The following is a 13,764-nucleotide window of genomic DNA, read 5'->3' as shown; positions in this document are numbered from 1 at the left end:
TTAAACTTCTTTAAATTTAATGTTAAATTAATACCATAGCTTGAAAATAATATTTAGTTTTTTTACTCTTTTAAATAGTTTAATTATTCGTTTAAACTCCATTTATAAATGATACAGTGGTAATAGTGGTAATTTAAATGAAAATTTAGAAATTATAATTGATTACTCTTCTACTGTCTCTGAATTCTTTACCATTTCAACATTCCCTATTCGTAGATCATCAAGAACAGGTCTTGTAAACTCAGGATGATCGAACTGTTTCTTAAACCCTGAAAGCACTCCCCATGGGTAAAAGACTGCCATTGCTACAATGAATATAATCAGAGTTGCATAATCAAATGGAATTAATGTTCCCCATGATGATGGAAGAGTAAGAGAGAAAGTGTAATGGATTCCGATGGAGGAGAAGTTCAGTGAAGTGATTGTACCAGTAAAGCCATCACTACCTATTAGTGTCATAATAGTAAGGAATAGAATATAAACTACATACCATATGGCGTTTTTTGCCCCAATCTTGACCTTAGAAATAATTCCTATTAGTGCACAACCTATAAACATCAAGAAAACTGCATAAGGCTCAGAAGGCCATCCTGCCCAAAAGGGAATCAAAGAACTTAAACCGACTGAAAGTGGTGCAATTAACCACATTCCTTTAAATTTATCTTCTTCTTTAGTTACTCCCTGTCTTCTTGATACCATTAATGCTATTGGAGTAACCGCTAGTCCTAGGTATCCAGCAGCTGATGCGTCGTCTATAAAACTGTATATAGATGGGACAGGAGCAGATAGGAAAACAATAATAGCTCCTATCATTGTGAATGTGATAAGTGCTACTAGAGGTATAGAATGTTTTAAATTTATAGACTTTAATTTCTTATTAATAAATCCAGATCTCCCAATAGCCATCATTACCCTTGCGCCACTTCCTGCGTAAATGTATCCTGTTACATATGGAGCCATGAATCCTGTAACTAAAGCAGCTATGAAAATCCAGTAAAATCCGGACCTTTTTGTAAACACAAAGAATGGATTTAACCCAACGAGAGCATGCGCACTGGTCAATGCACCAAAATCTCCAGGCTTAATACCAAATGAACTCCAGTGGAATCCAAGTATTATAGCAAAGGCCACCCCAATATAGATAAGAGATTCTATAACAACTGTAAAAATCATAGCCTTTGTTACATCACTCTTATGCTTCGTTTCCTCTGCAAGATCTGGTATAACCCTGGTTGCACCAAAGTCATACATAGCCAGTGGCATGATCGATAGAAATGAAATGATAGGAGTGTGTGTGGTGAAAAATCCATATTTAAATAAATTCTTAGCATCAAAAACGAATCCAATTAGGCCTATCACCATGGCTAAGTAAAATACCAGTTTTACCAAACCGATCCAGTTACTTGTTTTTCCAAACTGCTTAATTCCAAAGTAGTTGATTGGAATAAAAGTAAGAAGAAGGGCTACACCTAGAAGTCCTCCATCAATTGTTGGGTATCCAAGATTTGTCACAAAAACTCCGGGCAGAAAAAACCCAGAACCTATAATTATCGCAACTACTTCTATTGGCGGAATAAATAAATACCAGAGTATATCTGCCATTGAATTTATTAAATTAGTCCATCTTCCATGGGTATAGATACTGTACCTCGTTGGACCACCAGCTTCTGGGTAGACCTTGCTAAGCTCCACGTATGTAAACGCGACCATTAAGTAAATAAAAGCTCCGAATACAAATGCCAAAATCGCACTTGGCCCTGCTCCAGCAACCATATCAATTGTTCCAAAAAGAGCACCATTTCCAAGAGATCCAGCTATTCCGATAACCAAAAGTTCATAGAACCCTAGCTCTTTCTTTAATCGAGGTTTTCTAGCTATTTTTTTTGTTACTTTTTCTGAAGAATCCATCAATGGAATATCAGCACTATAACATAAAAGTCTTACTCCAAAACGTTTTTAAATAATAAGAATAAACTGCATGAGGAGCCTGTAAAAATCGTTACTTTTTAAATATGATAGAATGGTGAAGCAGAAAATTACGATATAAAAGGAAGATGATGTTATAATTCTACTTTAAAATTAAATTAATTATATATAAATTTTAAGCAATGTATAATAATATTTATTCACCTAAATAAGACTTAGGTTAGGAAAGTCTACGGAAAAAGAATAATTTCCTATATAAGTGAAATGAAAATTTGGGAAGTTTAAATTAGATTGGTAATATTTATTTCCCAATGGCTTACGTAAAATATGAACTAACACTTGGAAATTTATTAAAAAGTAGTACAGTTAGAAATCCAGGTCAAGAAATAGTAGATTCAGAATTTGGAAGGACAACATTCAGTAAATTTGGCACCGATGTAACTTCTCTGGCAAAGGGATTGGTTAAAATTGGAGTTGAACCTGGGGACAAAATAGGAATTCTTGACTGGGATACGATTAATTTCTTGAAGTCTTTTTATGCTGTTCCAATGACTGGTGCCATATTGCACACAGTTAATATAAGATACCCAACAGAGCTTATATATTACACCATTCAGCATGCTGAAGACTCGTACTTGATACTGAGAGATGAGATAGCCAAGATGTTTGTTGAATACAAAGAACTCTTTGGTTTTGTTAAAGGATGGATCATTTATAGGACTTCTAAGGAAGAAATTAACTTACCATTTAATAACGTGATAAATTTCGAAGACCTTTTAAATTCAGATGAAAATACACCTCTCCCTTATATATCAGAAGACGACACTGCAACACTTTTCTATACATCTGGAACTACTGGAATGCCGAAAGGTGTTTCTTTTACCCATAGGGATATTGTGCTTCATGCATTTTCGATTGCTAATACTGTGTCTGATTACCCTATATCCCTTGGGTCAGGTGATACTTTAATGCCTCTTGTTCCAATGTTTCACGTTCACGCATGGGGTCTTCCTCAACTTTTCCTTCTTAAAGGTCTTAAATATGTACTTCCTGGTAGATATAATCCAGAAAAGATACTTGAACTTATGAAGAGTGAAAAGGTCAGTACAACTGCAATGGTTCCATCCATACTATATATGTTGTTGGCTGCGAAAAATTCCAGTAATATACTGCCATCACTTAACCTGAGATGTATAATTGGAGGTGGGGCTTTAACCATGGAACTGAAAAACAGAGCCAAATCGTTTAATGTTACGAGCATTGGAGCTTATGGTCTATCTGAAACAGCACCTCTCGTTTCGTTCTCCACGCTCAATAGTGAGACCTGGGATCTTGATGATGAAGAAAGAGAAAAGTATGAGATTAAGGCAGGAATTCCAGCCCCCTTTGTCGAAATTAAAATATTACAGTCAAAATCAGATGTAGGTACTGAAGTAAAGAAGAAATTTGGCGAAATCCTCGTAAGGTCTCCATATGTTGCAAAAGAATATTATAAAGATGCCGAGGCTACAAAAAAGTTATGGGCTGAAGGGTGGCTTCATACAGGTGATCTTGGTTATATCGATGAAAAAGGATACCTTTGTATAGTGGATAGGGAAAAAGATGCTGTTAAATCAGGTGGTGAATTCATTCCGACTTTGATACTAGAAGATGTAGTGAGTTTGTATGATGGCATTGACAGAGTAGCTATCATCGGTAAGAAAGATGAGAAGTGGGGGGAAAGACCTGTTGCTTTCTACACTTCAAATAATACAATTAAAAAAGAGGAAGTGGATGAATTCCTGAAAAGGTTTGTAGAAGAAAGGAGAATTGAAAAATTCTGGATGCCAGACGAATATGTGAAAGTTGATTCCTTCGATATGACTTCCACAGGGAAAGTCGATAAAAAGAAATTGAGAGAGAAGTATTACAGTTAGTTTTAATACTAATTTTATCTTAATTTGATCTGCTTAGCCACAATTCTTTCATTTTTGTTATTTTATACTTAATGTTTTAGAAGATTTCTGAGTTTTAATTTTGATAACTTATAATTTATACAGGAAACAAAAAAGATAACTTATATATTCCTATACTATTATTCATTATGATTTCTGGGAATCCCAGCATTGATGAAGAAGAGGAGAATTACGGTACTTCAAAGGAAAAACTCACAGAACTTGTTGAGGAGAATAAATTAAGGATAAAGATCTTTGGAATGGGCGGGGCAGGCTCTAACACTATCAAGAGAATGGTAAATAGAAGTTTTAACTCACCATATTGCGAAATCTCATTTGCGGCAGCAAATACAGATGCATCACATCTCAGTAAGATTGGAGTGAAAGAGAAGATTGTGCTTGGAAAACAACTCACAAAGGGAAGAGGGGCTGGAGCCGACCCTCAGGTTGGTAATGCTGCAGCCAGAGAGTCTCAAACAGAGATTGAAAAAAGCCTGGACAGGGTTAAAATCGCGATCATTGTAACTGGACTTGGTGGCGGGACTGGAACGGGTTCCTCACCCTTTCTTGCGATGAAGGCAAAGGAAAGAAATTCCATAGTTATAGGTATAGCTTCCCTCCCAATGGCAAGCGAGGGGAAAAAACGTATGGAGAATGCCAGAAAAGGAGAATCAGAACTGATTCAATTCTGCGATTCCCTTATCCTCTTCGAGAATGACCGGATAAGAAAATATGCACCAAGGGAGCTGTTCAACGTTGCCCTTGAATTTGCTGATTCCATCATGATGAATGCAATTGAAGGATTGATTGAAAGCGTTTCAAAGAGTGCAACTGTGAATACAGAGCTTTCAGATCTTGAAAAAATTCTTGAACTTGGTGGGCTTGGTATATTTGGAGTGGGGATTTCTGATTCGTCACCTGAGCAGAGGGTAATGGAAGCCTGCGAATCTGCATTAAATTCTCCATTTAACTCTTCAGAGATTTCCCAGGCGAGGGGTCTCCTTCTAAGCATTTCCGGAGATGATACCTTAACCGTGGAAGAAAGGGAAAAAGCAATGAAATTCATGAAGGACAAAGTATCACCGGGTGCAAACATTATTGTCAGACAGGAAACCGATAATACATTTAAAGGAAAGGTAAAGATCATATTCTTTGCGACCGGAATTATACCTGAAGGAGAGGAGTTTCATATAAGAAAAGACAAACATGAAATTTCATAATTTTTTAGTTTGTAAAAATAGGAAAAGTTTTAATTTCATTTTCTATAAAGTAATTCGGGGCAATGTGAAAAATGGAATTTCCTAGTGATATGGAAATCCAGGATAAAAAACTGGATAATAAGACACTTTTTAATATCGCACAGTCAGCTAGATCCCTAATAATAAAAATGGTATACAGCGCTAAGAGCGGACATCCAGGTGGTTCTCTCAGTATAATAGATATTCTTACAGACCTTTATTTCAAAGAGATGGTTATAGATCCTAAAGATCCGGAGATGCCAAATAGGGACCGCCTGGTAATGAGCAAGGGACATGCATCTCCAGCACTGTACAGTATTCTTGCATTAAGGGGTTATTTTCCTCAGGAACTTTTAATGGATTTTAGACAGCTAAACTCAAAACTTGAAGGTCATGTTCATCGAGGAGTCCCTGGTGTTGAATCATCCACAGGGTCCCTTGGACAGGGATTAGGTGTGGCAGTGGGAATGGCCATTGCTTCAAAACTCAAAAAGGAAAATTACAGAGTTTTTGCCGTTCTTGGGGATGGAGAAATAGAGGAGGGAAGCATTTGGGAATCACTCATGGCAGGCAGTAAGTATAGGCTGAATAATCTGGTTGCCATACTTGACAAGAATGGAGTTCAGCTAGATGGCTTCACCAAGGATATAATGCCTATGGGAAATGTTTACGAAAAGGTCAAATCTTTTGGCTGGAATGTTATGGAATTTAATGGACACAACTTTAATGAAATACATGCGGCTTTTGACTTTGCAAGAAAGAGTACAGATAAGCCAGTATTTTTGATAGCCAATACTGTAAAGGGTAAGGGTGTAAGTTATATGGAGAATAATCCAAAATACCACGGATCTCCCCCTGCGTCAAATGAAGAGTATGAACAAGCTTTGAGTGAAATAGGTGCTAGAATTTATGAAAAGTGAAAGTTTAAGAGAAGCATATGGAAAGAAACTGGTTGAACTTGGCAGGGTTCAAAAGGATCTTGTTGTTCTTGATGCAGATCTGTCAAGTTCAACAAAGACTCAGGCATTCGGAAAAGAGTTTCCTGATAGATTCTTTAATATGGGAATTTCAGAACAGTCTATGGTTACAACAGCTGCAGGGATGGCTCTCAGTGATTTGAAGCCATTTGTTTCAACATTCGCAATTTTTTTGACAAGGACATATGAACAGATAAGGCAGTCAGTCTGTTACAATAATATAAACGTCAAATTCGTTGTTACTCACGCGGGTATAACGGTGGGTGAAGATGGGGCAACACATCAGATGGTTGAAGATGTAGGATTAATGAGCGGACTTCCCAACATGAAGGTTATTGTTCCATCAGATTCGGTTGAAACAGAGTCTGTAATAGATTACTTGGTTGAAAAGACCAAAACTCCTTATTACGTAAGACTCACCAGGGAAAAATTTCCAGTCCTTAATGAAGAGGGATATCAATTCAGGGAGGGAAAGAATACTGTGATGAGAGATGGGAATGATCTAACAATTTTTGCAAATGGATCTATGCTTTCATTTGCACTTCAGGCTGCAGAAAAGCTAAAGGAACTTGCAATAGATACCGCAGTTATAAATGTCTCTTCTATCAAACCCATTGACAGATCAAATATAATAGAATATGCCAAGAAAACAGGGCATATAGTTACTGCCGAAGAACATTCAATTTACAATGGCTTAGGAAGTAGAGTCTGCGAAGTTACCTCTGAGGAATACCCTGTTCCTGTAGTAAGAGTTGGGATGAAGGATTCCTTTGGAAAATCTGGTAAATCATGGGAGTTGTTTGATTATTTTCATATGGGTGTAAATGATATCGTTTCAGCTGGTGTAAAATCATTCAGGGAGGAAAAAAAATATGAAACTATTTCTTGATACGGCAAATTTAACCGAGATAAAGCAGGCAAATGAGTGGGGGCTACTTGATGGAGTTACAACAAACCCGTCATTAATAGCAAGGGAAATGAAAAACGGTGGAAGTTTCAAAGATATTGTCACCAAGATACTTAAAGAAACCCCTGGACCAGTAAGCATTGAGGTAATTGCAGAAGATTACGATAACATGCTGAAGCAGGCATTCAAAATAAGCGAACTGGGAAAAAATGCTGTTGTTAAGGTTCCATTTACTACTGTTGGTCTTAAAGTAACCAAGGCTCTTTCTGATAAGGGAGTGCATGTTAATTCGACCCTTATTTTCAGTGGTATACAGGCATTGTTTGCAGCAAAAGCAGGAGCAACATATGTATCCCCATTTGTTGGTAGGCTCGATGATATAGCGGAAGATGGGATGTCACTTATAGAACAGATTAAAACTATCTATACTAATTATGATATGAAGACAAATATCCTTGTAGCATCTATCAGGAGTCCATTGCACGTTTTGAGGTCAATGATAATGGGAGCAGATGTGATAACACTTCCATTTGACGTGTTATCTAAACTTCCAAGCCACCCAAAAACAACTGAAGGCCTTACAAGGTTCCTGGATGACTGGAAAAAAGCTTTTGGTAGTATGGACTTTCCACTTTAACCAATTTTTTTATATTAGTAATTAATTATATCCCGTGATATTTTTCGATTTTCTCCTTTTTAATGTCGTGATAATTGCTGGAAGTATCACACTATTTCGAATTTTTCGATACAAGTTGGCAGATTATTCCCTAATAGTTTCCCTTCTCATTGGATTACTGTTCTATCTCTTCTTCCCGGATACTATAGATTTTGCAATTGTTGTTCTTGGTACTCTCTCTATAAATACCCTTTACTCAAGAAACTCTTACGTTTTCATAGCCATTCTTATATTTTTAACCGTACTGGATGGAGCGCTGAACTTCAGTATTTCTCCCCTTCTTCATGAAACACTTTCACTTGGAGTGGGTATTTCGATTTCACTGCTTCTCTCCAACAGTGTTAGACTTATGAATCTGGACAATGAGAATGAAAGGGGAAAGAAGAAAAGAACGGAGGTTGAAAGAGATGTTGTTCAGATCTTCTCAGGGATAATTATTCTTTTTGCCATAATTTTAATACCAAAAGTACTGCTGGAGGGTGGTCTCCTGCTTGCAATCCTTATCAGTATAGTTCTTGTTAATGTTGCTGCAGTGGAAAGAGAATCCAGAATTTCTAAGGCGATCCTTCATTTTGAAAGAAATAATGTTCAACCTGGGGTCGGCAGTCTGTGGTTCATCGCCGGACTGATGATCCTCATTGCGCTGTCATTAAGATGGAGGGTTGTTGAAATAGGAGTTTTTGCAATGGCTATAGGAGATTCACTGGCTACTATAGGAGGTGTAAACCTGAGAACAAAAAAACTTTTTTACAACCACAAAAAAAGCATAGGAGGTTTTTTATTCATGTTAATTCCAACAGCCATCTTTGCTTTCGCCATACTGGGGCCGCTTTATGTTCTTCTAGCAGTGGTTGCTACCTTTGCTGAATCTATATCAAGATATCCTGTGGATGACAATATTTCCATTCCTTTAAGTGTTATAGCAGTTAATTTGCTCATTTCACTGCTTTGAATGAACTTACTATTTCTATTATCAAAGATTAAAAATTAATTAAAGAAGTTTCTACTTTTATAACCTAACGAAAATCCCTGTAATACATCAGATCGTCTTCACCCTCTTCTTCAAACCCAGAGTCTTTATAGAATTTGAATGACGGTGAATCCACATTTACCCAAAGCTGAATATCTTTATATCCCAGAGTTTTCAGTCTTTTACATGACTGATATAGTAAATAACTACCGTAACCCCTTCCCTGATACTTTTTAGATATGAAGAGATCAACCAGTAATGGAGTATTAATTCTAAAAAATTCAAATGAACCATCACTAACCTGAACAGAACCAACTATCTCTCCGTTATGAAGTGTTTTGGATGGCGTAAACAAAATTTTTCCATAATACCCTGAATTTATAATTTTCGGGGTGATATTATTATGATTTTTTTGAATCAGCAAGAATTCATCTGGAGTGCCTCCATAGGCGTCAGTCTGAGCTATTGCCACTTCATCCATGGAAATTTCATCATTTTGAAGTTCTATAAAATTATTTTCTCCAGTTTTTATTGATTCGTATACCTTTTTTATTCTTTCCAGGATTGTGTCCAGATTTCCGATTAATTTTATCCTGTAAGCCCTTGTAAATTCCAATTCTTCAATTTTCGTGAAAAATTCTTCACCGTTAAAAATACCATCTATAATCAAAAGTCTTGATTCTTTTGATGCCATTTCTAAAAACCAATTTACGATATCAATTCCTTTTTTAATGTATGACTCATCCTTATTTACAAATCCCATTGAGCAGATCAATCTATCGTCTATTCCCTGAGGTGGCATTATATATCCATATGCACATATTCTCCCATTTGACAGTATAACTCTGGAAGGTATCCTGTTTTTATTCAACATGTCTATAACCGGTGCATAAACTTCATCTGCGTTCAAATCCCTAAATTTATCCCGAAATACTTTTTTCTGCGATGAAAGAATTAAATTCCAATCAAGTTTGACATTGTTTACTTTCTCCATAATCCTATAATTTCGAAGCCTATTTAAACAATTTTACGATGCTAAAGAATGAATAATGAAGAGAGAACACAGCAATTTAACAAACTCGCTGTGGAATACTCGAGATATTATAAGGGAAAAATAAGAAATTACCCTAATGTTCCTATTTCTTCTGTAAACGATTTTTCATACTGGTACACGCCTGGGGTTGCTGAGGTATCAAGGGTAATTAACAAGAGCCCGGACGAATCATTTGAGCTAACAGGCAGATGGAACTCCATTGGAATAATTACTGATGGTACAAGAGTGCTTGGTCTTGGGAATGTGGGACCGGAAGCAGCTATGCCTGTTATGGAAGGCAAGGCCATGATTTTTAATTTGTTCGGGGGAGTTAATGCCGTGCCTCTACCTATGAGAGTCTCGTCAGGAGAAGAATTTATAAAGGTGGCAATGGCATTGGAACCGTCTTTTGGTGGGTATAATCTAGAGGATATTGAAAGCCCAAAATGTTTCTTTGTTCTTAGAGAATTACAGGAAAAGTTAAGCATTCCTGCATGGCACGATGACCAGCTTGGGACAGCCTGCATAATTCTGGCTGGTCTCATTAATTCTCTGAGAATTGCAGGTAAGAAAATACCGGATACAACAGTATCTCTTATAGGATCAGGTGCAGCAAATATTGCTGCTGCACATCTTATGATAGAGGCTGGATTTAAACCGGGAAATATTATAATGGTTGATTCGAAGGGTATTTTAGAACCTGAGAGAACTGATCTTGATAAGATAATGATATCAAATCCATGGAAATACGAGCTGGCATTGAAAACCAATGAGGAAAGGAGGAAAGGAGATATAGAAGAGTCCATGGAGGGAGTAGATATAGTAGTTTCAGCTGCAAAATCTCAACCCGGTCTTATCAAACCAGAGTGGGTTAGGAAAATGAACAGGGATCCTGCAATATTTGCTTTGGCAAATCCGTTACCTGAGATATGGCCAGACGATGCAAAATCGGCTGGTGCAAAAGTAGTTGCTACCGGTCGAAGCGATTTTCCAAACCAGATAAATAACAGCCTTGTATTTCCTGGAATATTTAGAGGAGTTCTAGATGCTCGCTCTCGAGGAGTAAATTTCAGAATAATGGTTAAGGCTGCCTACGAGATTGCAGATTATGTGAAGAATCCAGATCCTGATCATATTGTACCAACAATGGGAGACTGGGAACTTTATCCAAGAGTAGCTTCTTCTGTTGCCAGAGCGACAGTTGAGGAAAAACTTGCGCGAAAGGTAAATAGCAAGGAAGGATTCTATAAGACGGCAAGTGAGATTATTACCCTAAACAGAGAGAATTTTGAAAAAATGATGAAATTGAATATAGTAGAAAAATTACCTGAGGTGAATGAATGAAAGAAATGAAGATTGAAGTGCGGAATGCAGAAGAGAGTGATATAGAACAGTTTGTTGAGCTCATTCTGAGAATGAAGAGACTGAATGGCGAGTTTGATTCCCTGTTCACTGCAAATGAAGAGAATCATGGTGGAATAAAAAACTACTACCTTGAATGCATAAAGGATAAGAAGAAAAATATCACCCTTGTAGCAGTATCAAATAAAAAAATTTACGGTCTCATTAAGGCAGAGGTCAGGGAGAGAGTTTCGTATGTACCTAACTATGAAGTAAGGATAATAGATCTTTATATTATGCCAGAAATGAGGAGGAAGAATGTTGGAAATTTATTACTTGATCACCTGTATGCAGAGATGAGGAAAAGAAATATAGGAGTTGTTACGGCAGAATTTCCGGCGCTGAACCTTATTGCACTGAACTTCTATCAAAAGATAGGATACAGGGAAGTAGGCAAGGTGTTTGGCAAGACAATCGATGAAAATATAAATAAGAAAGAATAGTTTTAAAATAATTTCATACTTTTCCACTTTTGAACAATTCTCTCTGCTCCAATAGCATATTCGTTGATCAAATCTGAAAGATCTGCTGGTACCACACCCTCTTTGAGCTGTAATTTATCTTCTATTATCTCGAACAGACCTGAACTTTCTGCCCATTCAAGTTCCGGTTTGGTGAATATTGAGACGGAAGAGGGTTTTCCCTTTCTCATAAGATATTTATTCTTAATATTCCTAACCATTCTATAGGTGTTATAAACCTGAAATTCTTCAGTTTCTGAAAAACTTTTAAACTTACTTTGAAGTGACATCATAAGTCCCTCAATATTAATATTCTGGCTCATTGCTATTACCGCTGGATAAGAGGAAATTGGAACTATGGAATTACCTGAAATTTGATAAAAATTATAATACACTCTAAATCCCTGAATAAAACCATATTTTGTGCAGTTCTTAATCGTATTAAGATAGGGCGATTCCATTAGTTTTGAGGGAAAATCGTTAAAAAATTCATCCGGGAACCTCAGTTCATTCTTGATTTCATAGGAAAGATCAATAACATCTATAGGCTCTTTTTCTTCCGCTGTTCTCTCCTTTAGTTTAAGATTGTAAGCAAGATCTATTGCTTCGATTGTTCCTAAACTGTTTATGTCAACCGTGGGAATATTAGTTCTTTTTTTGTCATTTTGTTCATCATCCTCATCATCCTTTAATTTCATGAATTCGACTCCCTCGGAAATAAGGAAATCATGCCCCATATCTGATAGAAGTTCCTTCATGTTTTCATGTGGCGATAGAGGAATATTTAATTCCATTTGATTGAGATCAAAAGGCGTGAATTTAAAAATCTCCTTGTCTTCAAAATTACCAGATTTATAGTAAGAAGAATTTACAATGAAAATTTTATCGCCTATTTCTTTTAGATCCTGGATATACTTTGAAATCAGCTCCCTGGATTCCATATCATCCCATAGATGTAATATTATAAAAGTTTTCCAATTTCTTGATAACAAAAGTCAAAGTCATAATATCGAAATGTTAAATCAATTCAAATATAATAATCCAGAATTCTGCAGAATTATTATGTTCCTGATTGTCCCATAAGTGTTATATATTTAGATTATCTTGATAGGTGGAAGGCATCAAAATGGCAGTAAAATCTGAGTATTATCAAAAACTTGTCCTAAATGGGACGGTTGAGGATTTAATAGATCTACTTGATCAGGTAGGGAATGATAATACGATAACAGAGGATGAACGGGAATGGATAGAGAATTCTATCCACAGAAGGCTCAGCATGTTCAAGGGGACACCTGTAAGAATTGTAAATATTGAATCTGGAGTTGAGGAAGAACCGCCCCAGACAGTCTATGATGAATTTGGAGGATCATCTATCTATAAAGGAGAGATTTTCATTTATGGGCTAAAGTGGAAAATGTATGTCCCAAGCATAAAGTTCAGAGAAACGCAGATTAATTACTGGTACTATAACGAAAAGGTAGCTTCCATTCTTTCAGATGTTTTACTACCCGTTATCCCGGGAAAATTCAGAGGATATTTCAATTACCCGCCATGGCTACTTGGAACTTCCTATGCACCACACACATATTATATTCCCACCGATTCGTTAATTTCCTTGGCAATTGAAAGAGATGTAATTGATGACTGGAATTCGCTTGTGGTAAAAGGAATACCAGAGAAGCTTGTTGAAAGATATAGGTCCAGAAATCTAGGAAACTCTCTTTGAAATGAGAATTATAATAGGATATTATGGAAGTTCTCCAGAAAACCTGAAATTAAAACATATAACCAGGAAAACCACTTATGGTGTGGAGCTTGACTTCTATGACATGAATCCTGACGAAAATATCCCTACTTTATATAATGAGAAATTCAGATTTAATGCAGAAATTTATGATCATGAAAATTTTTACAGCAATTTTTCAGTTGAGAAATTTATATTAATGAACAGGGACGAACGCTTTTGGGAATTACATGAAATAATGGAACACTACTGGAAGAAATCTACAGGAATGGATAAGATGATTCTTCAGGAAATAATAGGTATACTGGTATCTCAGGTTAAATGGCAAATGGGTCAGTTTAAAGTTTCGGAAAGTGTTTTAAACAGAAATGTAAGATTACTCGAGAAGAACACAGAAATGGTAAGAGATGAGATTATTCTCGGTGTTTCTTATCCTATTTTATTTAACCCTAAATTGCTTGACTATTTCGAACAAATATATATTGCCTGAATTAATC

The 13,764-nt window shown here is 36.4% G+C and carries 13 protein-coding genes; 10 read left to right on the top strand and 3 right to left on the bottom strand.

Annotation, left to right across the window (positions count from 1 at the left end; genetic code table 11):
* Positions 1–162: 162 nt before the first annotated feature.
* On the bottom strand, positions 163–1,908 hold the full coding sequence (locus CSP5_RS03990; protein ID WP_148689695.1) for an APC family permease: 1,746 nt from the start codon (positions 1,906–1,908) through the stop codon (positions 163–165).
* Positions 1,909–2,237: 329 nt separating this feature from the next.
* On the opposite strand from CSP5_RS03990, the gene CSP5_RS03985 reads away from it, so the two are divergent.
* From CSP5_RS03985 to CSP5_RS03960, 6 genes are all read left to right on the top strand, one after another.
* Positions 2,238–3,842, top strand: a complete 1,605-nt coding sequence (locus tag CSP5_RS03985; RefSeq protein ID WP_148689694.1) for a long-chain-fatty-acid--CoA ligase — start codon at positions 2,238–2,240, stop codon at positions 3,840–3,842.
* Positions 3,843–4,009: 167 nt separating this feature from the next.
* Positions 4,010–5,080, top strand: coding sequence for a cell division protein FtsZ (locus CSP5_RS03980; protein WP_021788648.1), 1,071 nt, complete (start codon positions 4,010–4,012; stop codon positions 5,078–5,080).
* Positions 5,081–5,151: 71 nt separating this feature from the next.
* The gene (locus CSP5_RS03975; protein WP_148689693.1) at positions 5,152–6,018 is read left to right on the top strand and encodes a transketolase; all 867 of its coding nucleotides are present in this window, start codon (positions 5,152–5,154) and stop codon (positions 6,016–6,018) included.
* Positions 6,008–6,964, top strand: coding sequence for a transketolase family protein (locus CSP5_RS03970; RefSeq protein ID WP_148689692.1), 957 nt, complete (start codon positions 6,008–6,010; stop codon positions 6,962–6,964). The genes CSP5_RS03975 and CSP5_RS03970 overlap by 11 nt, the downstream gene beginning before the upstream one ends.
* Positions 6,948–7,619 (top strand): fructose-6-phosphate aldolase, encoded by a 672-nt coding sequence (fsa, locus tag CSP5_RS03965; protein ID WP_148689691.1) that lies wholly within the window; start codon positions 6,948–6,950, stop codon positions 7,617–7,619. Before CSP5_RS03970 ends, fsa begins: the two co-directional genes overlap by 17 nt.
* A 34-nt stretch (positions 7,620–7,653) precedes the next feature.
* Positions 7,654–8,610: a diacylglycerol/polyprenol kinase family protein gene (locus CSP5_RS03960; protein WP_021788644.1), complete on the top strand. Its 957-nt coding sequence runs from the start codon at positions 7,654–7,656 to the stop codon at positions 8,608–8,610.
* A 64-nt stretch (positions 8,611–8,674) separates the two neighbouring features.
* On the opposite strand, the gene CSP5_RS03955 is transcribed toward CSP5_RS03960, so the two are convergent.
* Complete coding sequence (locus CSP5_RS03955; protein WP_148689690.1) at positions 8,675–9,622, bottom strand: GNAT family N-acetyltransferase; 948 nt, start codon at positions 9,620–9,622, stop codon at positions 8,675–8,677.
* A 48-nt stretch (positions 9,623–9,670) separates the two neighbouring features.
* Here CSP5_RS03955 and CSP5_RS03950 point away from each other — a divergent pair, with 48 nt between their 5' ends.
* A complete protein-coding gene (locus tag CSP5_RS03950) occupies positions 9,671–11,005 on the top strand; it encodes an NAD(P)-dependent malic enzyme (RefSeq protein WP_077076157.1) in 1,335 nt (444 codons plus the stop codon).
* Positions 11,002–11,505 (top strand): GNAT family N-acetyltransferase, encoded by a 504-nt coding sequence (locus CSP5_RS03945; RefSeq protein ID WP_148689689.1) that lies wholly within the window; start codon positions 11,002–11,004, stop codon positions 11,503–11,505. The genes CSP5_RS03950 and CSP5_RS03945 overlap by 4 nt, the downstream gene beginning before the upstream one ends.
* 2 nt (positions 11,506–11,507) lie before the next feature.
* Here the strand turns inward: CSP5_RS03945 and CSP5_RS03940 are convergent, their stop codons facing one another.
* On the bottom strand, positions 11,508–12,464 hold the full coding sequence (locus CSP5_RS03940) for a hypothetical protein (RefSeq protein WP_148689688.1): 957 nt from the start codon (positions 12,462–12,464) through the stop codon (positions 11,508–11,510).
* Positions 12,465–12,649: 185 nt separating this feature from the next.
* Here CSP5_RS03940 and CSP5_RS03935 point away from each other — a divergent pair, with 185 nt between their 5' ends.
* Positions 12,650–13,249: a hypothetical protein gene (locus tag CSP5_RS03935; protein WP_148689687.1), complete on the top strand. Its 600-nt coding sequence runs from the start codon at positions 12,650–12,652 to the stop codon at positions 13,247–13,249.
* Position 13,250: 1 nt separating this feature from the next.
* A complete protein-coding gene (locus tag CSP5_RS03930; protein ID WP_148689686.1) occupies positions 13,251–13,757 on the top strand; it encodes a DUF309 domain-containing protein in 507 nt (168 codons plus the stop codon).
* Positions 13,758–13,764: the final 7 nt, after the last annotated feature.

The organism is Cuniculiplasma divulgatum, from assembly GCF_900083515.1.
Classification (GTDB): domain Archaea; phylum Thermoplasmatota; class Thermoplasmata; order Thermoplasmatales; family Thermoplasmataceae; genus Cuniculiplasma; species Cuniculiplasma divulgatum.
The sequence above is the reverse complement of the archived record's forward strand: the minus strand, read 5'-3'. Positions and strand labels throughout refer to the sequence as shown.

Excerpts from the sequence above, each read along its gene's own strand:
- CSP5_RS03990 (WP_148689695.1), bottom strand. The coding sequence starts at position 1,908 with ATGGATTCTTCAGAAAAAGTAACAAAAAAAATAGCTAGAAAACCTCGA.
- CSP5_RS03985 (WP_148689694.1), top strand. The coding sequence starts at position 2,238 with ATGGCTTACGTAAAATATGAACTAACACTTGGAAATTTATTAAAAAGT.
- CSP5_RS03980 (WP_021788648.1), top strand. The coding sequence starts at position 4,010 with ATGATTTCTGGGAATCCCAGCATTGATGAAGAAGAGGAGAATTACGGT.
- CSP5_RS03975 (WP_148689693.1), top strand. The coding sequence starts at position 5,152 with ATGGAATTTCCTAGTGATATGGAAATCCAGGATAAAAAACTGGATAAT.
- CSP5_RS03970 (WP_148689692.1), top strand. The coding sequence starts at position 6,008 with ATGAAAAGTGAAAGTTTAAGAGAAGCATATGGAAAGAAACTGGTTGAA.
- fsa (WP_148689691.1), top strand. The coding sequence starts at position 6,948 with ATGAAACTATTTCTTGATACGGCAAATTTAACCGAGATAAAGCAGGCA.
- CSP5_RS03955 (WP_148689690.1), bottom strand. The coding sequence starts at position 9,622 with ATGGAGAAAGTAAACAATGTCAAACTTGATTGGAATTTAATTCTTTCA.
- CSP5_RS03950 (WP_077076157.1), top strand. The coding sequence starts at position 9,671 with ATGAATAATGAAGAGAGAACACAGCAATTTAACAAACTCGCTGTGGAA.
- CSP5_RS03945 (WP_148689689.1), top strand. The coding sequence starts at position 11,002 with ATGAAAGAAATGAAGATTGAAGTGCGGAATGCAGAAGAGAGTGATATA.
- CSP5_RS03940 (WP_148689688.1), bottom strand. The coding sequence starts at position 12,464 with ATGGAATCCAGGGAGCTGATTTCAAAGTATATCCAGGATCTAAAAGAA.
- CSP5_RS03935 (WP_148689687.1), top strand. The coding sequence starts at position 12,650 with ATGGCAGTAAAATCTGAGTATTATCAAAAACTTGTCCTAAATGGGACG.
- CSP5_RS03930 (WP_148689686.1), top strand. The coding sequence starts at position 13,251 with ATGAGAATTATAATAGGATATTATGGAAGTTCTCCAGAAAACCTGAAA.